At 69.1% G+C, this 23,856-nt stretch carries 22 protein-coding genes; 9 read left to right on the top strand and 13 right to left on the bottom strand.

Going from position 1 to position 23,856, the window contains the following annotated elements:
- The first annotated feature begins 114 nt into the window (after nt 1-114).
- Nucleotides 115-813 (top strand): SDR family oxidoreductase, encoded by a 699-nt coding sequence (locus AC0HS0_RS05470; protein ID WP_472962289.1) that lies wholly within the window; start codon nt 115-117, stop codon nt 811-813.
- A 78-nt stretch (nt 814-891) separates the two neighbouring features.
- On the opposite strand, the gene AC0HS0_RS05475 is transcribed toward AC0HS0_RS05470, so the two are convergent.
- The gene (locus AC0HS0_RS05475) at nt 892-1,779 is read right to left on the bottom strand and encodes a helix-turn-helix transcriptional regulator (RefSeq protein WP_472962291.1); all 888 of its coding nucleotides are present in this window, start codon (nt 1,777-1,779) and stop codon (nt 892-894) included.
- Nucleotides 1,780-1,880: 101 nt separating this feature from the next.
- On the opposite strand from AC0HS0_RS05475, the gene AC0HS0_RS05480 reads away from it, so the two are divergent.
- From AC0HS0_RS05480 to AC0HS0_RS05495, 4 genes are read left to right on the top strand one after another with little or no spacing between them, the layout of a single operon-like run.
- A complete protein-coding gene (locus AC0HS0_RS05480; RefSeq protein WP_472962293.1) occupies nt 1,881-3,161 on the top strand; it encodes a multidrug effflux MFS transporter in 1,281 nt (426 codons plus the stop codon).
- A complete protein-coding gene (locus AC0HS0_RS05485) occupies nt 3,149-4,180 on the top strand; it encodes a zinc-dependent alcohol dehydrogenase family protein (protein WP_472962295.1) in 1,032 nt (343 codons plus the stop codon). Before AC0HS0_RS05480 ends, AC0HS0_RS05485 begins: the two co-directional genes overlap by 13 nt.
- Nucleotides 4,181-4,193: 13 nt before the next feature.
- Nucleotides 4,194-4,601 carry a (R)-mandelonitrile lyase gene (locus AC0HS0_RS05490; protein WP_472962296.1) on the top strand — a complete coding sequence of 136 codons (408 nt, stop codon included), beginning with the start codon at nt 4,194-4,196 and terminating at the stop codon, nt 4,599-4,601.
- Entirely contained in the window at nt 4,598-4,933 is a 336-nt protein-coding gene (locus AC0HS0_RS05495; RefSeq protein ID WP_472962297.1) for a carboxymuconolactone decarboxylase family protein, read from the top strand. The genes AC0HS0_RS05490 and AC0HS0_RS05495 overlap by 4 nt, the downstream gene beginning before the upstream one ends.
- Nucleotides 4,934-5,014: 81 nt before the next feature.
- Here AC0HS0_RS05495 and AC0HS0_RS05500 read toward each other — a convergent pair whose 3' ends face one another.
- The gene (locus tag AC0HS0_RS05500; RefSeq protein WP_472962299.1) at nt 5,015-5,635 is read right to left on the bottom strand and encodes a response regulator; all 621 of its coding nucleotides are present in this window, start codon (nt 5,633-5,635) and stop codon (nt 5,015-5,017) included.
- On the bottom strand, nt 5,632-6,816 hold the full coding sequence (locus AC0HS0_RS05505; RefSeq protein WP_472962301.1) for a sensor histidine kinase: 1,185 nt from the start codon (nt 6,814-6,816) through the stop codon (nt 5,632-5,634). Before AC0HS0_RS05505 ends, AC0HS0_RS05500 begins: the two co-directional genes overlap by 4 nt.
- A 151-nt stretch (nt 6,817-6,967) precedes the next feature.
- On the opposite strand from AC0HS0_RS05505, the gene AC0HS0_RS05510 reads away from it, so the two are divergent.
- Entirely contained in the window at nt 6,968-8,050 is a 1,083-nt protein-coding gene (locus tag AC0HS0_RS05510) for an ABC transporter permease (protein ID WP_472962302.1), read from the top strand.
- On the top strand, nt 8,047-8,739 hold the full coding sequence (locus AC0HS0_RS05515; protein ID WP_472962303.1) for an ABC transporter ATP-binding protein: 693 nt from the start codon (nt 8,047-8,049) through the stop codon (nt 8,737-8,739). Before AC0HS0_RS05510 ends, AC0HS0_RS05515 begins: the two co-directional genes overlap by 4 nt.
- 65 nt (nt 8,740-8,804) lie before the next feature.
- On the opposite strand, the gene AC0HS0_RS05520 is transcribed toward AC0HS0_RS05515, so the two are convergent.
- The 10 genes from AC0HS0_RS05520 to AC0HS0_RS05565 form a co-directional block, all read right to left on the bottom strand.
- Nucleotides 8,805-9,359: a GNAT family N-acetyltransferase gene (locus AC0HS0_RS05520; RefSeq protein WP_472962305.1), complete on the bottom strand. Its 555-nt coding sequence runs from the start codon at nt 9,357-9,359 to the stop codon at nt 8,805-8,807.
- A 41-nt stretch (nt 9,360-9,400) separates the two neighbouring features.
- On the bottom strand, nt 9,401-9,916 hold the full coding sequence (locus tag AC0HS0_RS05525) for a GNAT family N-acetyltransferase (protein ID WP_472962307.1): 516 nt from the start codon (nt 9,914-9,916) through the stop codon (nt 9,401-9,403).
- A gap of 907 nt (nt 9,917-10,823) precedes the next feature.
- Entirely contained in the window at nt 10,824-11,054 is a 231-nt protein-coding gene (locus AC0HS0_RS05530; protein ID WP_472962309.1) for a hypothetical protein, read from the bottom strand.
- Between the two features lie 205 nt (nt 11,055-11,259).
- Nucleotides 11,260-15,807, bottom strand: coding sequence for an RHS repeat protein (locus tag AC0HS0_RS05535; protein WP_472962310.1), 4,548 nt, complete (start codon nt 15,805-15,807; stop codon nt 11,260-11,262).
- A 1,692-nt stretch (nt 15,808-17,499) separates the two neighbouring features.
- Nucleotides 17,500-17,895 carry a type II toxin-antitoxin system death-on-curing family toxin gene (locus AC0HS0_RS05540; protein ID WP_472962312.1) on the bottom strand — a complete coding sequence of 132 codons (396 nt, stop codon included), beginning with the start codon at nt 17,893-17,895 and terminating at the stop codon, nt 17,500-17,502.
- Nucleotides 17,896-17,906: 11 nt separating this feature from the next.
- Complete coding sequence (locus AC0HS0_RS05545; RefSeq protein WP_472962313.1) at nt 17,907-18,134, bottom strand: hypothetical protein; 228 nt, start codon at nt 18,132-18,134, stop codon at nt 17,907-17,909.
- 38 nt (nt 18,135-18,172) lie between these two features.
- Nucleotides 18,173-18,547, bottom strand: a complete 375-nt coding sequence (locus AC0HS0_RS05550; protein WP_472962314.1) for a VOC family protein — start codon at nt 18,545-18,547, stop codon at nt 18,173-18,175.
- Between the two features lie 77 nt (nt 18,548-18,624).
- Nucleotides 18,625-19,350, bottom strand: coding sequence for a helix-turn-helix transcriptional regulator (locus AC0HS0_RS05555; protein ID WP_472962316.1), 726 nt, complete (start codon nt 19,348-19,350; stop codon nt 18,625-18,627).
- Nucleotides 19,351-19,391: 41 nt separating this feature from the next.
- Nucleotides 19,392-20,900: an arabinosylfuranosidase ArfA gene (gene arfA, locus AC0HS0_RS05560; RefSeq protein WP_472962317.1), complete on the bottom strand. Its 1,509-nt coding sequence runs from the start codon at nt 20,898-20,900 to the stop codon at nt 19,392-19,394.
- Between the two features lie 90 nt (nt 20,901-20,990).
- On the bottom strand, nt 20,991-22,007 hold the full coding sequence (locus tag AC0HS0_RS05565) for a LacI family DNA-binding transcriptional regulator (protein WP_472962318.1): 1,017 nt from the start codon (nt 22,005-22,007) through the stop codon (nt 20,991-20,993).
- 196 nt (nt 22,008-22,203) lie between these two features.
- Between AC0HS0_RS05565 and AC0HS0_RS05570 the strand changes: the two genes are divergently transcribed.
- Together AC0HS0_RS05570 and AC0HS0_RS05575 are read left to right on the top strand one after the other, a co-directional pair.
- Nucleotides 22,204-22,527, top strand: a complete 324-nt coding sequence (locus AC0HS0_RS05570; RefSeq protein ID WP_472962320.1) for a YciI family protein — start codon at nt 22,204-22,206, stop codon at nt 22,525-22,527.
- Entirely contained in the window at nt 22,524-23,762 is a 1,239-nt protein-coding gene (locus AC0HS0_RS05575; protein ID WP_472962322.1) for an RNA polymerase sigma factor, read from the top strand. Before AC0HS0_RS05570 ends, AC0HS0_RS05575 begins: the two co-directional genes overlap by 4 nt.
- Nucleotides 23,763-23,856: the final 94 nt, after the last annotated feature.

Below are 23,856 nucleotides of genomic sequence, written 5' to 3' on the forward strand. Positions count from 1 at the left end.
CGAGGCACTGGGGACGCGCGCTGCCGGCGCCGTGGAACACAGTAGGGGCGGCGGACCCAGGAAGGCCTAAGAAATCCAGCGACGGCGCGCAGTTCTCCGGCGTCGTAGAGTCGGATGATGGCCGCCACCGCATCCTCGTCCCGTCCCGTCGTGCTCGTCACTGGAGCCTCCCGCGGCATCGGCCGCGCCATCGCGGAGGAGCTCGGCCGCACGCATCACGTGCTGGTCGGCGGCCGCGACGCCGAGGCGGTCGCGGCCGTGGTCGCCGCGCTGCCCTCCGCCGAACCGTACGTCGGCGACCTGACCGGGGAGGTCCTCCCGCCCCTGCCCGACCGCCTGGACGCGATCGTGCTCTCCGCGGGAGTGGAGGACGGCGGCACGATCGCCGACACCGACGACGCCACCTGGAGGCACGTGTTCGAGGTGAACGTGTTCGCGATCGCGGCGATCCTCCGCCAGGCGCTCCCCTCCCTGCGCGCGGCGCAGGGTCTGGTCGTCGCCATCAACAGCGGGTCGGGACTGAGCAGCGGAGCGGGCGGGGGCGTGTATTCCGGCTCCAAGTTCGCGCTGCGCGCCCTCACCGACGCGCTGCGTGAGGAGGAACGGCCGCACGGCGTCCGCGTGACGAGCATCCACCCGGGCCGCGTCGACACCGACATGCAGCGCGCGCTCGTCGCCCGCGAAGGCCACGACTACGACGCGGCGTACACCATCACGCCGGAGATGGTCGCCGCGACCGTGCGCGTCGCCGTCGACCTCCCGAACACCGGCACCGTGGAATCGCTCACCGTGCGGCCGATGCGGCGGCGGTGACCCCGACTGGCCCGGCATTCGTCACGAATGTCGAGATTCGTGCCACGAATGTCGGGATTCGTGACGAAAGTGCGCGTCTCACGCCTCCGACGAAGCGCTCGCGACCGCGGGCGCGTGCTCGGCCGCCCAGGAGGCGAGGAGCCGCAGCCGCTCTGCCGAGGGCGACCCCGGCTCCGCCGTGTAGACGAGGAGGATGTGACCCGGCTCGGCGGTGACGGCGAACTCCTCGTAGGCCAGCGTCACCTCGCCGACGACCGGGTGGACGAAGCGTTTGGTTCCGGCGCCGTGGGTCCGTACGTTGTGGGCTCCCCAGAGCTGCCGGAAGGTGTCGCTCCGCGTCGAGAGCTCGCCCACCAGATCCTGCAGGGCGCGATTGTGCGGGTCGCGGCCGGCTTCGGCCCGCATCACGGCCACGCACATGTCCGCGAAGAGATCCCAGTCCGGGTAGAAATCGTGCGACGCCGGATCGAGGAACTGGAAGCGGGCGAAGTTGGGGGTGCGCCCGCCGTCGCCGATCAGCGGTGAGTAGAACGCGCGGCCGAGCGCGTTGAACGCGATGACGTCCGACTGGGCGTTGCGCACAACGGCGATCCCGTCGGTGAACGCCTCCAACGCCCAGTGGAGGCTCGGCCGTGTCGCGGGGTCGCGGGTCGTCCGGCGCCGCGGACGGCCGGAGGCCGGGATCCCGTCCGACGCGCGAGCGAGGTCGAAGAGGTGCGCCCGCTCGGTGTCGTCGAGCTGCAAGGCACGAGCGACGGAGTCGAGGACGGCGGCGGAGACACCCGAGATCGAGCCGCGCTCGAGCCGGGAGTAGTACTCGACGCTCACGTCGGCCAGCATCGCGACCTCCGAGCGGCGCAGGCCGGGGACGCGACGCCCATTACCCGAGGTGAGCCCCGCCTGCTCGGGCGTCACCCGGGCACGACGCGACACGAGGAACTCGCGGACCTCTGCTCGGTTGTCCATGCCACGAGCGTAGGTCGTGCCCGCGATCCGTGGGGTGCCCTGTCAGTACACGTCTCGTCAGGAACTCCCTCGCCCGCGAGGGACCCGGTGTGATGGATGGCGTGACAGATTCATCCCCCACCGTCTCTCCGGCCGCGGCCCACCGCGTCGGCGTCGGCCGCCTGCTGGCGACGCTCCTGCTCGTGCTCACGGTCTTCGGCCCGATCTCGATGGACCTCTACCTCCCGGCACTTCCCGCGCTCACGAACGAGCTCGGCGCGACCACGTCGATGGCGCAGCTGACCGTGACGGCCTGCCTGATCGGTCTCGCGGCCGGCCAGCTGATCGCCGGGCCGCTCTCCGACCGGTTCGGCCGTCGCCGGCCCGCGCTGATCGGGGTCACCGCGTACGTCGCCGTCTCGGCGCTCTGCGCGTTCAGCCCGTCGGTGGAGGCCCTGATCGGCGCCCGCTTCGCGCAAGGGTTGGCGGGCGGCGTCGGGATCGTCATCGCCCAGGCGGCAGGTCGCGACCTCTACGATGGCGGCCGCCTCATCCGCTTCTACGGCCGACTGACGGTCACCGGAGGGTTCGCCGCGATCGTCGGCCCGCTGGTCGGTGGCGCACTCACGGCGGTCCTGGACTGGCGCGGACTCTTTCTGCTCCTCGCGGTGATCGGCGCCGGCATCCTGCTCTGGATCGCGCTCGGTCTCCCGGAGACGCTGCCCGCGGGTGGGCGCACCGGCGCAGGGTTCGCCGTCATAGCCGGCGACCTCCGGCTGCTGTTCGCCGATCGCGGCTTCGTGGGTGCGGTGCTCGCCCAGGGCTTCGTGTATGCCGCCCTGTTCGCGTACCTCAGCGGAGCGACCTACGTGCTCCAAGGGGTCTACGGGCTGTCTCCCCAGCAGTACGCCCTCGCCTTCGGGCTCAACTCTGCCGGCTTCATGGTGTTCGGCTACCTGGCCGGACGCACCAGCGAGCGCTGGAGCGTGAAGGGCACGTTGGCCGCCGGCCTCGTGCTGGCCGGGCTCGGTGGCGTGGGCCTCCTGCTCGCCGGGCTGACGCACGTGCCTCTCGCGGTCGTCATCGTGTCGCTGTTCCTGCTGGCAGGCGGCACCGCCGTCACGAGCCCGCCGTCCACGACCATCGCGCTGGCGGACTATCCGCAGATCGCCGGCACGGCGTCCTCCGTGCTCGGCGCGGCGCGATTCGCGTTCGGAGGCGTCGCCGCACCCCTCGTCGGTATCGCGGGCGCTCTGAACATCCTCCCCCTCGGGCTCGTCACCACGGTCGCGGTCGCGCTGGCCGCGCTGACCGTGGTCGCCCTCCTCCGTCGTCCGGCCGGAGTCCCTTCGGACCGAACCCTCACCCCCGCAACAGAAGGAGCACCCACATGCGTGGAGTAGTCATGTACGCCCCTCGGGACGTCCGCGTCGAAGAGCGCGACGACCCGACCATCGAACAGCCCACCGACGCGATCATCCGCGTCGCGGCCGCCTGCATCTGCGGGTCCGACTTGTGGCCGTACCGCGGCACGGACGCGGTGACGCAGCCGTCCCCGATGGGCCACGAGTACGTCGGAGTCGTCGAGCAGGTCGGGTCCGAGGTGCGGAATGTGAAGGTCGGCGACTTCGTCGTCGGCTCGTTCTTCGCCTCCGACAACACCTGCGAGATCTGCCGCGCCGGGTACCAGTCGCACTGCGTACACCGCGTGCCGGTCGGTGCTCTCGGGACGCAGGCGGAGCGCCTGCGCGTTCCCCTCGCCGACGGGACGCTCGTCGCCACTCCGACCGCTCCGACGCCGAAGCAGGTCCGCGGTCTGCTCGCCGCCTCCGACGTGCTCGGCACCGGCTGGTTCGCGGCCGTCGCAGCGGAGGCCGGCCCCGGCAAGACCGTCGCGGTGGTCGGAGACGGGGCGGTCGGCCTGCTCGGCATCCTCGCCGCGAAGCAGCTCGGCGCCGAGCGGATCATCGCCATGAGCCGCCACGCCGACCGGCAGGCGCTCGCCCGCCGGTTCGGCGCGACCGACATCGTCGAGGAGCGTGGGGATGCGGGTGTCGCCGCGATCAAGAACCTGACAGACGGTCTCGGCGCGCACTCGGTCATCGAGGCGGTCGGCACCCAGGAGTCGATGATGCAGGCGATCCGGGCGACCCGGGCAGGAGGCCACGTCGGCTATGTGGGCGTCTCGCACGACGTCGAACTGCCCGGGCAGGAGCTGTTCTTCTCCGGCGTGCACCTGCACGGCGGCCCCGCACCCGTCCGCCGGTTCCTTCCCGAGCTGATCGAGTTGATCATGAGGGATGAGATCGACCCCGGTGCGGTGTTCGACCTCACCCTCCCGCTGTCCGAGGCGGCCGAAGGCTACAAAGCCATGGACGAGCGCCGCGCCATCAAAGTCCTGCTGGAGCCGGAAGACCACTAGAGACGGAGAACGCATGAACATCGAACCCACCACTCCCACCGTCAAGAACCCGCCGGAGCAGTTCGCCGGCGACGTCTGGGTGGACCGCATCGCCGCACCCCACGAGGCCGGCCAGCGGATGACCGCCGCCCTCGTGCGCTTCGCTCCCGGTGCACGCACCGCGTGGCACAGCCACGCCCGCGGACAGTACCTGCGCGTGACGGCAGGAGTCGCCCGCTTCGGCGACCGCGACGGCAACGTCATCGAGGTGCATCCGGGCGAGACGCTGTACACGCCGCCCGGTCAGGATCACTGGCACGCGGCGGCGCCCGGCTGCTTCATGGAGCACATCGCCCTCCTGGAGGGTGCGGACGACCCTGCGGAGACGACGATCTGGAAAGAGCACATCACCGACGACGAGTACGAAGGGCGCCGAGCATGACCGACACGAGCGACTCCACTCCGGGGTGGACCGGAGGGCAGCGCGCCTTCGGCGACTTCGCCCCCGGCCTGGTCCACTACACCGACCGGGTGCTGTTCGACGAGGTCTGGGAACGCCCGGAGCTCGCCAAACGCGACCGCAGCCTGATCACGGTCGCCGCGCTTCTGGCCGGCGGCAACGTCGAGCAGCTCCGCTTCCACCTCGCCTTCGCCCGCGACAACGGCGCGACGGAGGAGGAGCTGATCGAGGCGATCACGCACCTGGCGTTCTACGCGGGCTGGCCGAAGGCCATGTCGGCGATGACGATGGCGAAGGAGGTCTTCGGAGGCTGAGCCCCGCAGATTTGCGGCAAATGTGGCGACTCACGCCGCCAGATGCCACATTTGCCGCAAATCTCCGGGGTGGGGTCGGGGTTAACGCAACATGCCCTGCGAGCGCGCGACGTTCACAGCGGCGGTGCGGGAGGCCACCCCGAGCTTCGTGAAGACGTGCACCAGGTGCGACTTCACCGTCGCGTCCGCGATGTGAAGCCGGCGCGCGATCTCGGCGTTGGCCGCCCCCTGCGCCACCAGCTCCAGCACTTCGAGCTCCCGGGCCGAGAGGGTCACCTGGGGTGAGCGCATCCGCGCCATCAGCCGGCTCGCGATCACGGGGGCGAGCGCGCTCTCGCCGGCCGCCGCGGCGCGCACGGCGGCGACGAGCTCGTCGGGAGGCGCGTCCTTGAGCAGGTAGCCGCTCGCACCGGCCTCGATCGCCGAGAGGATGTCGGTGTCGGTGTCGTAGTTCGTCAGCACGAGCACGTGCGGGGCCGACGGGAGGGCGCGGATGCGGCGGGTGGCCTCCACACCGCGCGGGCCGTCGGCGAACTGGAGGTCCATCAGCACCAGGTCGGGGGCCGCCGACACCGCGAGTTCGACCGCGTCGTCGGCGGTCGGAGCCTCGCCGACGACTTCGAGGTCGGCCTCCCCGTCGAGGAGGGCGCGGATGCCGGCGCGGACCACCGGATGATCGTCGGCGATGAGGATGCGGATCACGACCGCTCCTTCCGCGCCCGCAGCGTCACCGTCACGCAGGCCCCCTGCCCCGGCGCGCTCTCGACGGCGAGTTCGCCACCCAGCTGGGCCACGCGCTCGGCGATGGCGCGGAGGCCGAACGAGTCGCTGCCGCCGACGCCCTCCCCGACGGAGCCTGGGTCGAATCCCACGCCGTCGTCGGCGATGCGCAGCACCGTCTCGTCGTCTCCCTCGCGCAGCAGGATGCGCGCGTGCGTCGCCCCGGAGTGCGTGCGGACGTTCGCCATCGCTCCCTGCGCGATCCGCAGGAACGCCGTCTGCACCTCCATCGGCAGGTCGGTCGCCGGCGGCGTCTCGACGTCGACGCGCAGCGACCCGGGCACGGTCTGCGCGGCGCCGAGGCGCCGCAGGGCCTCCCCGAGGCCGCCGTCGAGCGACGGCGGCGTCAGCTCCCGGATGATGTGCCGGGTCTCGGCGAGGCTGTCCGCCGCGGTCGACCTGGCCAGCCGGATCTGCTCGACGCCCGGGCCGCTCGGGTCGGCGCGCTCGGCGGCATGGAGGAGCAGCTGGATGCTGGAGAGCCCTTGCGCGACGGTGTCGTGGATGTCGCGGGCGAGCCGTCCGCGCTCGGCCAGGGCCCCCTGCTCCCGCTCGGTCGCGGCGAGCCGATCGCGGGTCGCCATCAACTCGGTGAGCAGGGCCTCCCGCTCCACGGCCTCCCGAGCCAGGGCGCGGTAACCGAGGCCGAGGAGGATCGCGACGGCCGCACCGATCAGCGGCCCGATCACGACACCCGCCGAGAAGCCCTGGTGCGCGCTCAGGGCGACGATCGCGACGGCAGTGAGCAGGACCACCGCGACGGGGCCGACCCACCGCGGCAGGAGGTGCAGGCACAGGAAGAACAGCGGGAACGCCAGGTACGCGGCCTCCGGGACGACGATCACCAGGCCCACCCACACCAGGCCGAGCGCCGACATCCAAAGGACGCCCGCCGGCCTCCGGGCCGACGGAGGCACGACCCGGATGAGCAGCGCTGCCAGGTACACCAGGGCGAACAGCACGACGAGGATCAGCCCGGCGACGGCGGCGTCCGGCTCCAGACCCGGCAGGCGGACGACAACGAGCACGAGCAGCGCGGCGATGAGGACGTGCAGCCCGACGCGCAGTCCGACGAAGACCGGGGTGAGGGCGCTGTGGGTCATGACGCATCCAGCCTAGGGACCGCCGATCGCCGCGGCATCAATGGAAAGTCGGAGTGGAGGTTGGACCGTGCTGACGATGTGACGGCCGCGCGCCGCGAGAAGGCTGGAGTGACACCGGGCGGAATCGCTCCGCCCGCAGAAAGGACTCCTCGTGTTCGTCGCCTGGCGAGACCTGCGCCACGCTCGCGGCCGGTTCCTCCTCATCGGGACCGTCGTCGCCCTCATCACCGTGTTGGTCGGCTTCCTGTCCGGCCTCACCGGCGGCCTGGCCGCCCAGAACATCTCCGCCGTGCTCGGGCTGCCGGGCGACCGTCTGGTGCTCGAGAAGCCGGCCGGTGGAGCCGTGAGTTTCAGCGAGTCGTCGCTGTCGCCCGCGACGGTCCAACGCTGGCGGTCTGCCCCTGGGGTCGACGCCGTCATGCCCGTCGGGATCGCGCAGACCCGCGCGCAAGTAGAGTCGACCTCCACCGGTGTCGCGCTGTTCGGTCTGCCGGATGCGGGCGTCGGGCCCGCCTCCGACCTGACCGCGCTCGCGCCGAGCGCCGACGACACCGTCGGCCTCTCGGCCGGCGCCGCGAAGGAACTGCACGCCTCCACCGGCGACACCGTCACCATCCTCGGCAACGAGTACCGGGTCACGACCGTCGGCGGCGACGCCTGGTACAGCCACACTCCGGTGGTCGCGCTGACGCCCGCCGCCTGGGCGCAGGCCGACAAGCGGATGGGTGGCGACGGCCGGCCCACCGTGCTCGCGGTGTCGGGAACGCCCGACTGGGACGCCGTCGCCGCGGCGACCCGCACGAGCGCGCAGCCGACCCTGCTCAGCCTGACGGCACTGGAGGCCTTCAAGAGCGAGATCGGATCGCTCGGCCTCATGGTCGCGATGCTGTTCGGGATCTCCGCTCTCGTGGTCGGCGCGTTCTTCACCGTCTGGACAATGCAGCGCTCCGCCGACATCGCCGTGCTGAAAGCGCTCGGCGCCACGCAACGGTCGCTCGTGCTCGACGCGCTCGGCCAGGCGCTCGTCGTGCTGGTCGGCGGCATCGGCCTCGGGATGCTGGCCGTCCTCGGGCTCGGCGCACTCGCCGGCAGCGCGCTGCCGTTCCTCGTCGCGCCGGTCACGACGCTGGTCCCCGCCGCCGCCATGACCCTTCTCGGGCTCGTCGGCGCCGCCGTCGCGCTCCGCACCGTCACCCACGCCGACCCTCTCACCGCACTCGGGAGCAACCGATGATCACCCTCGACGACGTCACCCTCACCTTCCCCGACGGCGGCGGCCGCATCACCGCGGTCGACCAGGTCACCCTCCACGGCCGACCCGGCGTGGTCACCGGCATCACCGGGCCGTCCGGCTCCGGCAAGTCGAGCCTCCTGGCCCTCGCCGCCACCCTCATCCGCCCGGACTCAGGCCGCGTTCTGATCGTCGGGGAGGACGCGACCGGGCTGTCCGCCGAGCGGGCCACCCGGCTGCGCCGCGAGAAGATCGGGATCGTCTTCCAGCAGTCCAACCTGCTGCCCTCGCTGACGGCCCGCGAGCAGCTGCAGGTGATGGGCGAGCTCGGCGGCACCCGGCGGAGGTCGGTGCGCGCCGCCGTCCGCGACCGGGTCGACGACCTCCTCGACGCGGTCGGTCTCACCGGCCACGCCGACAAGCGGCCGGCCCAGCTGTCAGGAGGCCAGCGCCAGCGGGTGGCGATCGCACGCGCGCTCGTGCGGCAGCCGACCGTCCTCCTGGTCGACGAGCCGACCAGCGCGCTCGATCAGGAGCGCGGCGCGGCGATCATGGACCTGATTGCGCGGCTCACGCACTCGCAGGAGACCGCGACGCTGCTCGTGACCCACGACCTCGTGCACTCGCCGACCCTCGACGAGATCGTGACCGTGGTCGACGGCCGGGTCGCCAGCGAGGTGCGCCACCGCTGAATCGAAGGGCACGTAAGCGCCCCTAAACCGGCGATTTTGGGGCGCGTACGTGCCCCTCGGCGGCGTCAGTCGCCCGCGCTCGCCGCCCACTCCCCCGCCAGCAGCGACCACACCTGCTTGTCGTGGAACACGCCGCCGACCGGCCAGGCCTCCCGCAGAACTCCGTCAAGCGACATCCCGAGCCGCCGCGCGACGGCTGAGCTGCGCTCGTTGTCCGCACGGCACCTCCACTCGGCGCGGTGCATGCCGCGCTCGTCGAACGCGTAGGCGAGCAGCTCGCGCACGGCTGACGTTATGTGCCCGTGCCCCTCGGCCCCCGGCTCGAGCCAGCAGCCGACCTCGAACGAGCCGGTCGCGGGCGTGAACTCGACGAACATGACGCCGCCGACGAGCACATCGTTCGCCCAGATGCCGTAGATGCCCGCGCCTTCGCGCGCCGCTCGCTCGGCGTAGCGGCCCAACGTGGCGCGCGCGCCGACGGCGTCGGTGGTCACGAACGACGGCCCGACCCACGGGCGGATGTGCTCGCGGGCGCGGTCGAGATGGGCCGCGAACTCTTCCGCCCGCCACGGCTCCAGCGGTCGGAGGGTCGCGCCGGAGGGGAGGGTCGTCGAGAACATGGGGCAACGCTACACGGAGGCGTCAATCGTCCAGGCGCCTCTCACTGCAGCGTCCGCAGATCGAACGCCCACGCGTTCACGCGGATCGGGACGCCCTTCGGGTACTCGCCGTCCTCTTCGCCCGTGTTGATGAATCCCACCGAGCGCGCGAGTGCGTTCGACCCGGCGTTGTCCACGCGAGGGAAGGCGAGCATCGTGTCGCGCCCTCCGTGCGCTGCCGCGTCTTCGAGGAGCAGCCGGATGGCGCGTCGCGCGTAGCCGCGGTGCTGGTACGGGACGAACACGAACCAGCCGCACTCGAGCACCGCGAGGCCGTGGTGCTCGATCTGCCAGTAGGCGGCCGTGCCCACCGGCTCGGACGCGGCATCCGTCCACACCGTGAAGGGGGCGACTGTTCCGTCGGCCTGGCCGCGCAGGAACCGTTCGTGACGCCGGCGCACGACCTCCTCGTCCAGCGGACCGCCCAGATACGCGGTCATCTCCGGCGCGTTGTTGCGCAGCTCGACGGCCAGATCGTCGTCGGTCCACGGCCGGAGCCGCAGGTCGTCTTCGCTCATGCGGCGAGACTACGCGCAGCGACCGACGGGTTAATTTCAGCGGGTGCTCTCCCTCTCAAATCGGAGAAAGCGCCAGCGTCTCCGATAATCACCGTTATGTCAGTTGAAAGGTGGCTTGTCCCCAATCTGCCATCCGGGATCGCACCGACACGGCGGTAGTCCTCGCCCCGTTCGTCAGCGACCTGAGCGAGAAGCTGATCCACACTGAGGTCCGATCACCTTGGCGATCGGTAGCGCGGCCCCGGCTCGGGAATTTGTGCCTGATCGGGGATTCTTAGAGGCGACGAGCAAGGGGCAAGCATGCAGTGGTCCCGGTTTGTGAAGCCAACTCAGCTAACCCGATTTGGATGTCGCTGCCCATGCGAGTAATGCGCCGATAAGCCCGACCGGTACGGCGGCTGCGAAGAAACTCGGATTGTGACTGATGAACTCGAGCGTGAGACACGTTGCGCACATAACTCCACATGTCAGCGCAGTGACCCTCAGGCTACTTGGCGTCATGGGTTCTCCAGGTGCGGACGCTCAACATTAGCCCCCCACCCAATTCCTGGCCCCCGTCACGGTGTTTGCCCAATTGAACGGATCCTCCAATGCGGCAGTCCCCTGGCCGCAACACCGGTCAATCGCTCGACGCCGCAGTTATGATTGGGGATGTGCCTGGGAGTATGCGGCAACGACAGGTCCGACGAGCGCTCTTCGTTCTGGGGGGCGCTGCAGCTGCCTGCGTGCTCGTCGTGCAGGTAGCGACTCTTGCAGCGGGCGTATGGCAACCTGCGCTGTTGCTTCTTTTCGTAGCGCCAATTGCTCTGGCGCCCGCTATTGCAATCTGGGCTCGGCTTGGCAGCAGCAACGAACGATATCGCGAGAATCCACTTACCTGGACACAAGACGACTAATCGGGAGATCCTCAGTAGGTTCCGGAGGCTAGCACGCCCGAGAGCTGAGTGTCGCCCTTGACGACGTAGTAGACCAGCGTATTCCCCTTCAGGCCGATCTGCTGAATTGGCCCGTTTAGGGCGCATAGGGCAATCGGAGTTTCACTCGACAGTCGTGAAAGGTTCGCGTCCTTCGACACATCTCCTGCTGACAGCTCGACGATGCGCTTGGCTTTCGCGATTGTGGAGTATTGCGAAGCCACGAGTCGATAGCTCTCTGATCTTGGTCCTCCGTTATCCAGCCACGCGCGACACGTGTGCTCGGACCGTGGATCGTGTAACCCTGTGGTGACAAGCTGGGAGACCGGATCTTTGGACCCGGGGCCCGAGTTGACGGCGCTTCCGCACGCGGACAACGTCAGAGGCAAGAGCAACAGAGATAGGACTGGCGCGATCGTCCGCAGGTGCCTAGCGCCACTCATAAACATCAACCGTGAACGGGTAATAGCCCTGCCCCGGCTGCGCAGAATCTGATCCGTCGATATTGTCAAGGGGAGTGCCTCCGGCCGAAATTTCGAAATGTTCCATATCACAGGGGTCGTTGTGCAAGCACCCGATGAACGCGTTGGGATGGAGTGGACCGAAGGTGGCAGTGCTTCCTGGGAAGACCGCCCCCGCGGGACTGTGCTCGTCGGGAAGATGCGAGAACGGATTCGACGGATCGATTGTGTCACCCATGTAAGCCTTCACTTGAATATTCATAAGTGCCGCAGCTTGACTGTGCACGACCAGCATCACCGATCCATTCCATCGGAGTCCAAACGACGTGGAGCCCAAACCCGCGCTGACCTTCTTTGACAGCACCCAGCTTCGGTTGTGTGGACGCACAGGCGGGGTGTATGAGGCTCGCTGGCTCGATCCCAAAATGGGCGTCGCCGTCCCCCCGTCATTGAGTCGGAGCCCATACTTGCCGGTGAGGTCCCTGCTGTTGATCGGGTCGTTGGGGTAGTTGTAGTCGTTTGCGTTGCCTCCGGCGACGGGGTCGACAGCGAGGAACCTTCCCAGGAGCGGCACGTACTGCCTCGCTCCCATTTCGATGTTGGCGAGCCCGTCGAGTGTGAACAGGCCTTTGCCGTGTGCTCCTTCGTACCCGTTGGACAAGTTGGGGGTGGTGGTGTTGTTGGGTCCGGTGGCGTCGGCGGTTGTGGTGCCGATGCAGCCGGTGGTGGGGTTGATGGGGTCGCCGAAGGGGTCGTACAACGCCACTGTCCCGGTCCGGACGCCCGCCGCGTCGGTGGTGACGAGGACGTGTCCGGTCAGGCCCGGGTAGGACCACACCTGACCGCTGGAGCGGATACTTATGCTGACTCCCCCCGCCAGGCTGAGCGTTTCCTCCTGCATAGCGTTGCTCGCAGTCAACGTGAACGCAGCTGAGCTTCCGCCCGCATATGCGTAGTGCACGGTGGTGGCGGTCCTGCCAGCCGGGGTTTGGGTCATGGCGATGACCCGGTCGGTGGCGTCGCGCTGGTAGGTGACCTTGGTTCCGTCGGTAAGGGTCGTGGTCAGGTGCCGGTTGGTGTCGTCGTAACCGAGCGTCTCGGTGCCCAGGGTGGTGATGTTGCCGTGGGCGTCGTAAACCACATTCGCTCCCGACCCCGAACTGGTGAGGTTGGTTCCCATGACGATGTCTGGTGAGGCGGGTGCTCCGGTGATGGTGTCGGAGGTGAGCCGGTCGGCGTTGTCGTAGCAGTAGCCGACGGTGACGGTCGGGTTCGGGCTCGGAGCCCCGGGGGCGGTGGTGATGTCGGTCAGGGAGGTGCGGTTGCCGTCCTTACCGGCGGCGGTGTTGGCCCCGCAGCTGTTGCTTGCGGCATATCCGTAGGTGAGCTGGTTGTAGGGCACGCTCGCCGTGACCAGCCGGCCGGCGGTGTCGTACCCGTACGTGGAGGCATAGTTGGTGGCGCCGTCGGCGACCGTGTCTCGCACGATCCGCCCGGTCTGCGACCTCGCCACCGTGTCACTGACCGGGCTCTGCCCGGCCGCGAACGCCCACGCCACCGAGGCCTGGGCACCGGTGGGTGTGTATCCGAACGTGCCGGAGGTGGCGTTGCCGGCGTTGCTGGCCCCGCCCGGGTAGGCGACCGCTGTGAGCGCACCGGTCGTGTAGGTGGAGGTGGCGATGGTCTTGCCGTCCTCGGCCACCGCGACGGTCTGGCCGTCGTCGTTGTACGCGTACGCCTCGGTGTGCGAGGACCCGTCCGGCAGTTTCACCGTCGCCGACACGGTCTGCATGGCCTGGTTGTAGGAGGTCGTGCTGAGCGTCCCCCAACTGTCGGTGTACGAGGTCTGCTCCCCGTCCAGGTTGACCATCGTGGTGATCGTCCCGCCGGTCGGGGTTGAGGACTGGGTGGAATCCGTTACCGTCGCCGTGAGCGGGTCACCGGCCTGGTTGCCGTTGCTGTCGTAGCCGCCGGCGGAGTACGTGTAGGTGAGGGTGCGGGCGCTCTGACCACCGAACGCCGGGTAGGTCTGTTTCTGCACCCGGCCACGGTTGTCGTAGCTGGTGCACGCCCAAGGAGTGTCGCCAGGCTCGAGGGTGCCGGCGACACGGCCCATGATGTCGTAAACGTACTTCGTCACTGCGATGCTGCCGTCCGCGGCCGTCGGCCCGGTCACCGACATGCTCAGCCCGTCCTGCGGAGTGCCGAGAGGGACACCGCAGACCGCGCTGCTAACACCCAGAGCGGAGTCGTAGGACACGTTCGGGGTGGTAGTGCCGCCGTAGAAGGCGGTGGTCGTCGTCGTGGTCGATCCGGCAGGCTTCGTGCTGGTCTTCTGGCGCAGATACCCAGACCCTGGCGCCTCAGACGTGGCGGTGCTGATGAGGTTCACCCCGGTCGGGTCCACCGTGGAGGTCGGGTTGGTGCCGAACCACGGGTATTGGTAGCTGGTTGTGCTGTTGGCCGAAGGCACGTTCGCGTTGGACACCCCGGTCACACCGGTGGGCGCGGAGTCGGGGGGGCTGCTGGCGGTGACCAGCCCGTAATTGGAGGAGAGCTGGGCGGTGGGGACGTAGACGCTGGAGCCGCCCGGGACGACCCACGCCATCCGGAACGTGGGTGTGGCGGCGGTGGCGTGTGAGTACGCGACCCGGAGCCGGGACACTTGACCCGCGCCGACGTTCTTGACGGAGGTGCTGTGGGTGCCTGATTGTGTCGCGTTGATCACCAGCTTGTCGTCGAGATACACCTGCGCGGTGTTATCCGTGAAGATCGACAGCGTGTAAGCGGTGGTCTGGGTAGTGGCGACGGTGAAGGTGAGTGTGCCGGTGAGGGCGGCCGACCAGTTCGTGGTGCCGACTCCCGTCGCGGGAGCACCCGACCACACCTGCTGGGCGTCGGAACCGGTGAAGGCGCGCCCGTACCCGGTCGGGACCCCGGAGAGGGTGAGGTTGTTGTAATAGGTGGCGGCCAGGCCGGTGAGGCTACCGTCGTAGCTGGTGGTCGAGGTCGCGATCGCGACACCGTTCATCGCCGCGCACGACGCTGCGGGAACGGGGCCGTTGGGCACCCCGTTGGCGTCCGTGGTCACCGCACCAAAGGGTGCGCTGCTGGTAGCGCCGAAGCAGGAGGAGGGTGCCGGCCCGTAGCTGGTGATCGGCCGGTCCTGGCTGTCGTAGACCGTGCTCGACTCGCGGCCTTGCGGGTCCAGGGTCGCCAATGCGTTGTCGTGGTTGTTCCACAAGGTCCGGGAAGTCAACCCGGACGCACTGGTGGCGGAGGTCTTCCGCAGCGCCGTGTCGAATGTGACCGCCGCGTTGTGGCCCATCCCCCCGGCAGGTGGGGTGAGTCCGGCGACGTCGACGTAGCTGGTGCCATCCACCGCCGGTGCGCTTGCGGTTGCGGGGGTGGGGGCGGCGGCATAAGTGTAGGTCTTCGCCGGTGTTGGGTCCGTCCCGGTCTGTGGGAGGGTGACGCCGGTGGCGCGGCCGGTGGTGTCGTAGCTGATCACCGTCTGCGGGGCTGTGGCGCTGTGGGCGGCGGCCCAGTCGTTCGCGGTGGGGGTGGTGATCCCGGTGAGGCGATCCTGGTTGTTCACCGTCGTGTACGACAGCAGCGTCTGCGCACCGCCCGGGTTCAGCACACCGCCGAGGAGGCCGTCGGTGGTGTATTCCAGCTGCGTGGTGGACCCATCCGGGTAGACCATGGCGCACATCATGCCCGACGGTGCGGTCGCCCAGCCGGACCCGGACGGCGTCTGGCAGACGGTCCCGGAACCGGTGATCTTCGCGCTGGCGGGGATGCCGAGGTCGGAGTACTGCTCCCCTGGGTAGGCGAAGTACACCGCCCGCTGATACGACGGGGTTCCTGTGGCGGCGGTGTTGGAGAGCGGGTCGGACAGTGACCGCAGCGCGTTCTGCAGGCTGCCGGTGGTCACGTAGGTGGGGATCGGGGTCGCCGGTTTGGATCCGGCATCCACCGGCGGGGTCGCCGAGGTGAGTTTGCCTGCGACGTTGAACCGGTAGACCGTGCCGTCTGTACCGGTCAAGGCCAGCGCACCCGTCCCGTCGACGCTGAGCGTGGTGGACTCCCCCGTCGGCGGCGTGTATCCGCCGGTCGTGGTGCGGGTGAAGACGTGGCTGCCGCCGTTGGCGTCGGTGACGGTGACCGAGCCGCCGTTGTTCTTGGCCGCCACATAGGTCGCGGCATCACCCATGATCGGTTGGGAGGCGGCCCACCCGCCCGGCAACGGCGGGTTGGTGTGGGTGAACCAGTCCGCCGGGACCGGCTGCGCCGACGTCGGCTGACCCGTGTTCTGCACGTACAGGTAGATCGAGGCGAACATCCACACCTGGTAGTAGTTCACCGTGATAGGCACCGGGTACGCGATGGTGTTCCCACCCAAGGTGGCGGTCCTGGTGGACCCGGTCCCGGACACCACGAGTGTTTGCGAGGCCTGCGTCTCCATGTTCGGGGAGACCGGGGCGACGTGCGAGTTGAACTGGTCGGTGATCACGGGAGTCGACCCCAGCGTGAGCTCGGCACCGTCATCGGTGATGAAGCCGAAGTTATAGGACCCGGCCGGGGGGTTGATGAACCCGGTCCACTGGATACGGATACCCGGCGAACCCGGCAGCGTTCGGCACCGCCGAGTGCTACATCTCGCTCGCTTATGCAGCCCTGTCGATCTATGGGCCCGGGTGGCTGGTCCGATTCCTTTCAGGGGCCATCGGTTACGTCATCTCCTCTGGCCTGCCGAACATCACCTCCTGCCGCGGCTGAGAACGCACTAGCGTGAAAGCTGCCGATGACCGCACAACAAGATCCGGAAAGGCAACCACCAGTGGGTGAAACCAACGATTACCCACGATGGGTGCGTCTCGCCGTCGGACGACCCCGGATCTGGAACGGGATCGCCTGGATGCTCGTGGCAATCGCGTGGGCGGTGTTCGGCGCACTCGGAGGCCCCGGCGGCCCATGGGCGTTCGTGCTCGCCGGCCTATCACTATTGTTCAGCGTCGTCATGCTGATCGTCGCTAGGCACGACCGCCAGCAACAACACGGAAGCTACACCGTCAGATAGCCCACGAAAGGCTGAGTGGTCCGGCACCGCCGGGCCCCTCAGCCTTCGACTAATCACGACCGACCCCTCGAGTAGCTCCAACGGCAGCGCGGTGCCTTGTAACTCCGGGGCAATCGTCAGCTGCGGGCGCGGCGGGGGCGAATAAGCGGCGGAGCTGGAGCCAGAGTGCGAGTTGGCGGAGCCCGCAGCGTGACGCTCGTCATTATTGCTTCTAACGCACTGCCTGACGTGACAGCCAAGCTTGTGCCGTCAGCCTCACACCTATCGCGATACACAACCCCGACGGGGCCAGGACGATTACCTGCAACTCGCGCGGCACTTCGACGAACGACCCAACGACCCATAGCCCGGCAATCGCAAGCGCCCCCGCGCTCAAGAGCACACCACCAAGCACACCGCGCCAGCGCGGCCATCTCAGTGCCTCTGACGAAGAATCCCTTTCGTCACCTGTCATGATCACTGCTCTTTCAATCGCTCGCATCTCATAGCTAGCAGTAGAAGGGGAGGCCCATCGGACTGACCGTCCCCTTCGTGACCGTGCACATAAAGTCTTGCACCGGCTTTCACGATGTTCTGCAGCGCCCAAGTCAAAGCCGGCCTATCCCCGTTGGACGCGAGGATCTGCCTTAGACATCTGGCTAAGCGAGAAGCTACGAGAAACATCTCAGCAAGGGGGCCTAGGAACCTGGCGAGCAGTGATTGGTCAGAAAGTCCGTTGCGAAGTCATCGGGACATCCGTCAATCAAGTCCGCCAACTTCACCGTGTAGCGAACGTTCCGAATGCCATCGGTCAGGACCACGTCAGCCGCGTTCTCCAGCCGAGTGACGGATTGATAGGCGAGTTGAGTCCCCAAGTCGCTGAGGGGGCTGGAATGCGCGAACAGGTCATACACAAGTTCCACCCAATCAGCATCCCATTCAGCCTCCGCGGGCGATCTCGGTCGCTGCTGTGTGACGCGAACGGGCAGACCAGAGAACCGGGTGCCAGGGTCGGAATCGACGAGAAGCTCAACCGCGGAGTCGCTCCACGCGATTGCCAATACGTCCTTGGCGAAGGACTCATCACCTCCGTCGCCGTACGCCCTCGCTAGCACCTCGATGAATTGGGAGAGCTGCTCTCCTGAATCAACCACGCGCGGTGTCCCCCATGACGGGCGTGAACCACACCGACAGCCGCTGCGCGATGTCGCCGACCTCCTGCAACCCGCCCTCAGCGATCGCCAGGATCGTGTCGAACATGGCGTCCTCGTCGTAGTGCTCCTCGTAGCCGTTGAGGTGGAAGAAGAGCACGCAGAGGATCCAGCCGGTGCGCTTGTTGCCGTCGAGCAGCGCGTGGTTGCGTAAGACCGAGTGCAGGAGGGCGGCACCCTTGGCGTAGAGGTCGGGATAGGCGTCCCGGCCGAAGAGGGTGGCCGCCGGTCGTTCGAGCGCCGACTGCAGCAGCACCGTGTCGCGGACATAGTCGAGCGGGTTGCCGCCGTGGACGGCCGTGATGGCGAGGAGCGACTCGTCGAGAGTCACATATCTCACGCTCACGCGTCGCGCAGCCGCTCGAGCAGGCCGGCGTTCTCGGTCACGATCCGGTCGATCATCCGCTGAGCGGTCTTGTCGTGCGCAGCGATGTAGGCATCCACGGCATCCAGCACGGTCGCGGTGAAGTTCGAGTGCATGTCCTCGGCGATGGCGGCAAGCGCTGCCACCTGGTCGTCTCGAAACGCAATGAGCTTCTTGCTGCGCGGAGCGGGCATGGTCTGGGTCATACCACCGAGTATATAGACGCACCGTGAAGGTATATACCTTACGTCAAGGGTCGGCTGAACAGGTTCACCAGGTTCCCATCCGGATCGCGGAACAGCGCGGAGCGATTCCCCCACGGCATCGTCGTCGGAGGCAGCACGACGTCGTCCAGCTCCGCCTCCAACCGTGCGAACTCGGCGTCGACATCGACGACGACGAACTCCAGGATGACCGACGCGTTCGACCCCGGTCGCGGCCCGCCCTCCCCCAGCATCGCGACAGTGGCAGTGCTCCCGATCGCGAGTGCGCCGGCCGCCGTGCGGAACTCGGCGAACACCGGAGCCGGCCGACTGGCGGGCACGTCCAGGACGCGCTCGTAGAACGCGACGAGCCGGTCGAGGTCGTCGGTGATGATGCGGACGGATGCGAACTCCATGAGGATCCTCTCGTTCGGGGCCGGTTGGCCCGGTGGATCCAGCTTCCGCTGCGCGCGCGACACCGTCCTGTCGGTGTTTAGTCCGGATCTTCGCCAAAACTGAGAGTGCGGAGGTCGCCGTAGACGATGCCGAGATCCCCCACGTCGAGCGGCCGCCGCGGCGGGCGCTCGGCAGTGGCCTCCACCGAAGCGATGCGGTCGCCGCGGAAGGCGCGGACGCCGTCGCGCAGCCGGCACCAGCCGATCAGGTACCAGTCGCGCCCCTTGCCCACGTAGCCGAGAGGCTCGACCTCGCGCACGGTCTCGGCGCCGGCACGATCGCGGTAGGCGATCCGCAGCACCCGCCCCGAGCGCAACGCCCCGTCGAGGCCCGCGACACCCTCGACGCCTGGCATGGCTTCGGGCGAAGACCCCTCATCGAGCAGGTGGATGCGGCCCGCCAGCTCCGCGGCCTCCCGGAGGTTCCGCTCGTCCATCACCGCCACGACTTTGCGGAGGGCGGAGGCCGCCGACGCCGCGAACGGGCTCGACTCCAGCATCCCGAGTCCCGCCGTGACGGCGAGCGCCTCGTCGACGGTGAGCCCGAGCGGGGCGAGCGTGTGCGCACGGTCGATCGCGTACCCGCCGGTCCGGCCGGGCTCCGCCCAGATCGGCACGCCCGACTGCTGCAGCGCCGACAGGTCGCGCTCGATCGTGCGCGAGCTGACCTCGAACCGCTCGGCCAGCCACCGGGCGCTGCGCGGCCGGGGCGCGACCGCGCGCAGTTCCTCCACCAGGGCGTAGAGGCGGTCGGTGCGGTTCACGCCTCGACTCTAGAGCCGACCGGCGACGACGCCGCCCGACCTCAGCCCAGCGCGACCGCCGTCCACGACACCGGTGGCAGCTCAACGCTCAGCACGCCGTCGGCGATCGAGACGCGCGCCTCGGTCGGAGCAACCCGCTCGCGATCCTCCACGGTGTTCGCGGCGCTCACGTCCTCGTCGGTCAGCAGGTGCGACTCGAGGATGCCCACCTCACCGAGTGCGGCGACGTCAGCGGTGACCGTGACGGTCTCCGTCCGGCTCCGGTTCACCAGGAACACCGCGGTCCGCCCGGCCTCAGCGTCGTGGGTCGCAACTGCGTCCACGAGGGGCACCTCGCCGTAGACCGCGGTCGTGTGCGTCGGGCTCTCGATCGGGAGCCGGAGGGCGTCACCGCGCGCCAGACGGGAGGTGATCGAGAACGGGAAGAACGTCGTCTGGCGCCAGGCCGGGCCTCCCGGCTCGGTCATGATCGGCGCGATCACGTTCACCAGCTGCGCGAGCGAGGCGCTGGTCACCCGGTCGGCGTGCTTGAGGAGCGAGATCATCAGGCTGCCGAAGACGACGGCGTCGGCGACAGAGTAGACGTCCTCCAGGAGGCGCGGGGCGACGGGCCAGTTGCCGATGCCCTCGATCTTGTCGACGCCCTCCCAGCGGTCGAGGTACCAGACGTTCCACTCGTCGAACGAGAGGTTGATCGTCTTGTCGCTGCCGCGCACCGCCTTCACGTGGTCGGCCGTGGTGACTACCGACTCGATGAAGTGGTCCATGTCGGTGGAGGAGGCCAGGAAGCTGTCGAGGTCGCCGTTGCGCTCCTGGTAGTAGGCGTGCAGCGAGATGTAGTCGACGTCGTCGTAGGTGTGGCTGAGCACGACGCGCTCCCACTCGCCGAAGGTGGGCATGGAGGCACCGGACGAGCCGCAGACCACCAGCTCGATCGACGGGTCGAGCTGCCGCATCCCCTTCGCCGCTTGGGAGGCGAGCTTGCCGTAGTCGTCCGCTGAGCGGTGGCCCAGCTGCCACGGGCCGTCCATCTCGTTCCCGAGGCACCACATGCGCACGTCGAACGGCTCCGTCCGCCCGTTCGCGATCCGGCGGTCGCTGAGGGTGCTGCCGCCGGGCACGTTGGCGTACTCGAGCAGGTCGATCGCCTCGAGCGTTCCGCGGGTGCCGAGGTTCACGGCCATCATCAGGTCGCTGCCGACCTTGTCCAGCCAGGAGGAGAACTCGTGGAGGCCGACCTCGTTGGTCTCGGTGGAGTGCCAGGCCAGGTCGAGACGGCGCGGGCGGTCCTCGCGCGGCCCGACGCTGTCCTCCCAGCGGAAGCCGGAGACGAAGTTGCCGCCCGGGTAGCGGATGGTGGACACCCCGAGCTCCTTGACGAGCTCGATGACGTCGCGACGGAAGCCCTCCTCGTCAGCCTCGGGATGGCCCGGCTCGTAGATGCCGTCGTAGACGTGGCGGCCGAGGTGCTCGACGAACCCGCCGAAGAGGCGACGGCGCACGGCGCCGATCGCGAAGACCGGGTCGATGGTGAGGTGTGCGCTGCTCATGGAGGCCCTTCGTTTCGTCGTCTACAACGTTATAGGTAAACGTTGTAGAGCGTAGCAAAGCCCGCATCCGTGTCAAGCGAAGCGATCGGGCTACCGCCGCGCGGCCACCGACTCGCGCTCGACGATGCGGTAGTCGGCGAGCATGAGGCGCGCCGGGCCGGCGGTGTCGGGCGCGGTGATCCGTTCCAGGAGGCGACGCACGGCCGCGTGCGCGATCCAGGCGCGGCCGGGATCGACGCTCGTCAGCGACGGGATCGAGTACGCGGACTCGTCCACATCGTCGAAGCCGATCACGGCGACATCCTCCGGCACGTGGAGGCCGGCCTCCTCGAGCGCCCGCATCGCCCCGAATGCGAGGGCGTCGTTGAAGGCGAACACCGCGTCGAACGGCACGCCCGACTCGATGAGCGCCCGCACGCTCGTCGCACCGTTGAGCCGATGCCACGGGTCCGTGTACGTGATGAGGTTCGGGTCGACCGGCACGCCCGCCTCCTCGAGCGCCTCCCGATGGCCGCGCAGGCGGAGGCCCGCCGAGCCGACGATTTCGTCGGGGTGGGCGCCGACGATCGCGATCCGGCGCCGGCCGGCGGCGAGCAGGTGCTCCGTGGCCGCTTTGGCGGCCTCGACGTTCCGCATGGTGACGTGGTCGACGTTGTCGTCGAAGATCCGCTCGCCCAGCAGCACCAGCGGGTACGGCACGTCGAGCCGCGCCGAGTCCTCCTGCCCCATGCCGCGGGGGCTGAAGATCAGGCCGTCGGTGAGCTTGCGCCGCGGGCTCCGCAGCAGCTCCAGCTCCCGCTCGCGCTCGCCTCCGGTCTGCTCGACGAGCACCGCGAACCCTGCGCTCTCGGCCTCCGCGATCACCGCAGCGGCCAGCTCGGCGAAGTAGTTCAGTGCCAGGTCGGGAACGGCCAGGGCGATCGTGCCCGTGCGGCCCGAGCGCAAGCTGCGCGCCGTCAGGTTCGGCGTGTAGCCGAGCTCGGCGATGGCCTCCTCGACCCGGGACCGCGTCGTGGGGCGGATGTGCGGGTAGTCGTTGATGACGTTGGACACCGTCTTGATCGACACGCCCGCCCGCCGGGCCACGTCGTGCAGCGTCGCCGCCATCCGGATCCCCTCTGTCGGCGCGAAAGTTTACAACGTTATACCACGGAGTGCACCGACGCTTCCGGCGGAGGTTCTTCCGAATCCGCCCCTCCACGTGGTCGGATTGGCCCGACGCCGTTCGTAGCAGTGATGAGGCGGCGCAGACGACGCCGGCCCGCGAACCGCGCCGGCTCGGCGCCGAGGAGAGGACCTTCCCATGCAGTACCTGGTTTCCGTCATCGACGACAAGGTCGACCCGGGCAGCACCGACCGGATGCCCCTGATCGACGCGTTCAACGACAAGCTGATCGCCGAGGGCTACTGGGTTTTCGCCGGCGGGCTCGCCGATACCGAGGCCGCGACCGTGATCGACAACCGGGGCGAGAAGCCGGTGTTCAGCGACGGCCCGTTCATCGAGTCGAAGGAGTACCTGGCCGGGCTCTGGGTCTGGGACGTTCCCGATCTGGATGTCGCGCTGGCGCTGGCGGCCGAGGCCTCCGAAGCCTGCGACCGCAAGATCGAGGTGCGCCCGTTCGCATGACCGACGTGGAGGCGGTGATCACCCGGGTGCACCGCGACGAGTGGGCCCGGGTGGTCGCAGGCCTGGCCCGCCGGTTCGGCAGCCTCGACATCGCCGAGGAGGCGGCCGCCGAGGCGTTCGCGACGGCGGTGGAGCGGTGGCCGGTCGACGGCGTGCCGCCCAACCCCGGCGCCTGGATCACGACCACCGCCGCCCGCAAGGCCATCGACCGCCTCCGCCGCGAGAGCAGACGCGACGACAAGCACCGGGAGGCGCTGATGCTGCACGACGAGACACCGCCCGAACCGCTCGGGGCGGTCGCCGACGACCGACTCCGGCTCATGTTCGTGTGCTGCCATCCCGCCCTGTCGATGGAGGCACGGCTCGCGCTCACGCTGCGCCTGGTCGCGGGGCTGACGGTGCCCGAGATCGCGCACGCGTTCCTGCTGACCGAGAACACGGTCGGGCAGCGGATCACCCGGGCGAAGGCGAAGATCGCCGCCGCGAACATTCCGTTCCGGGTCCCGAGCACCGACGACCTCCCGGCGCGGGTGACCGGCGTGCTCGTCGTCCTGTTCCTGCTCTTCAACGAGGGCTACCTGGCGTCGGGCCCGGACTCCGCGCCCGTCCGTCACGAGCTGACCGCCGAGGCGATCCGGCTCGCCCGGCTCGTCCACGACCTCCTGCCCGACGACGGCGAGGCGACCGGGCTGCTCGCGCTGATGCTGCTCACGGAGGCGAGGCGCGGCGCCCGCCTCTCGGCCGAGGGCGAGCTGGTCGCCCTGGACGAGCAGGACCGCGCGGACTGGGACGCGGCACTGATCGCGGAGGGGCGCGCGCTGGTGCGCTCGCGCTTGGCCGCTGTCGCCGCCGGCGGCGAGGCGCCCGACCGTTACCAACTCCTCGCCGCCGTCAACGCGGTGCACACCTCCGCCCGCAGCATCGGCGACACCGACTGGTCGCAGGTCGTCGCGCTCTACGACCAGCTCCTGCGCCTCGACCCGTCGCCGATCGTCGCGCTGAACCGCGCGGTCGCGGTGGCCGAGCTCGACGGCCCGGAGGTCGGCCTCGCGCTGGTCGACCGGCTCGGCGAGCCGCTCGACGGGTATCACGCGTTCCACGCGACCCGAGCCGACCTCCTGAGGCGGCTCGGCCGACCCGTGGAGGCCCGCGCGGCCTACGATCGGGCGATCGAGTTGGCGGCGAACAGCGGGGAGTCCGCAGCCCTTGCGCGGCGGCGGGACCGGCTGGCGTAGTCGGTCTGATTCTCCGACCGTCTGTCGGATCCGGCCTCCCCTGTTCGTGGCAGTGGTGGAGGCCGCCGACGAGAGACGGCCGCGACGGAAGGAC

The organism is Leifsonia sp. PARNA 1/14 (genome assembly GCF_055720965.1).

Excerpts from the sequence above, each read along its gene's own strand:
- AC0HS0_RS05570 (WP_472962320.1), top strand. The coding sequence starts at position 22,204 with ATGCAGTACCTGGTTTCCGTCATCGACGACAAGGTCGACCCGGGCAGC.
- AC0HS0_RS05550 (WP_472962314.1), bottom strand. The coding sequence starts at position 18,547 with ATGGAGTTCGCATCCGTCCGCATCATCACCGACGACCTCGACCGGCTC.
- AC0HS0_RS05575 (WP_472962322.1), top strand. The coding sequence starts at position 22,524 with ATGACCGACGTGGAGGCGGTGATCACCCGGGTGCACCGCGACGAGTGG.
- AC0HS0_RS05505 (WP_472962301.1), bottom strand. The coding sequence starts at position 6,816 with ATGACCCACAGCGCCCTCACCCCGGTCTTCGTCGGACTGCGCGTCGGG.
- AC0HS0_RS05490 (WP_472962296.1), top strand. The coding sequence starts at position 4,194 with ATGAACATCGAACCCACCACTCCCACCGTCAAGAACCCGCCGGAGCAG.
- AC0HS0_RS05495 (WP_472962297.1), top strand. The coding sequence starts at position 4,598 with ATGACCGACACGAGCGACTCCACTCCGGGGTGGACCGGAGGGCAGCGC.
- AC0HS0_RS05515 (WP_472962303.1), top strand. The coding sequence starts at position 8,047 with ATGATCACCCTCGACGACGTCACCCTCACCTTCCCCGACGGCGGCGGC.
- AC0HS0_RS05520 (WP_472962305.1), bottom strand. The coding sequence starts at position 9,359 with ATGTTCTCGACGACCCTCCCCTCCGGCGCGACCCTCCGACCGCTGGAG.
- AC0HS0_RS05525 (WP_472962307.1), bottom strand. The coding sequence starts at position 9,916 with ATGAGCGAAGACGACCTGCGGCTCCGGCCGTGGACCGACGACGATCTG.
- AC0HS0_RS05485 (WP_472962295.1), top strand. The coding sequence starts at position 3,149 with ATGCGTGGAGTAGTCATGTACGCCCCTCGGGACGTCCGCGTCGAAGAG.
- AC0HS0_RS05470 (WP_472962289.1), top strand. The coding sequence starts at position 115 with ATGATGGCCGCCACCGCATCCTCGTCCCGTCCCGTCGTGCTCGTCACT.
- AC0HS0_RS05475 (WP_472962291.1), bottom strand. The coding sequence starts at position 1,779 with ATGGACAACCGAGCAGAGGTCCGCGAGTTCCTCGTGTCGCGTCGTGCC.
- arfA (WP_472962317.1), bottom strand. The coding sequence starts at position 20,900 with ATGAGCAGCGCACACCTCACCATCGACCCGGTCTTCGCGATCGGCGCC.
- AC0HS0_RS05545 (WP_472962313.1), bottom strand. The coding sequence starts at position 18,134 with ATGACCCAGACCATGCCCGCTCCGCGCAGCAAGAAGCTCATTGCGTTT.
- AC0HS0_RS05565 (WP_472962318.1), bottom strand. The coding sequence starts at position 22,007 with ATGGCGGCGACGCTGCACGACGTGGCCCGGCGGGCGGGCGTGTCGATC.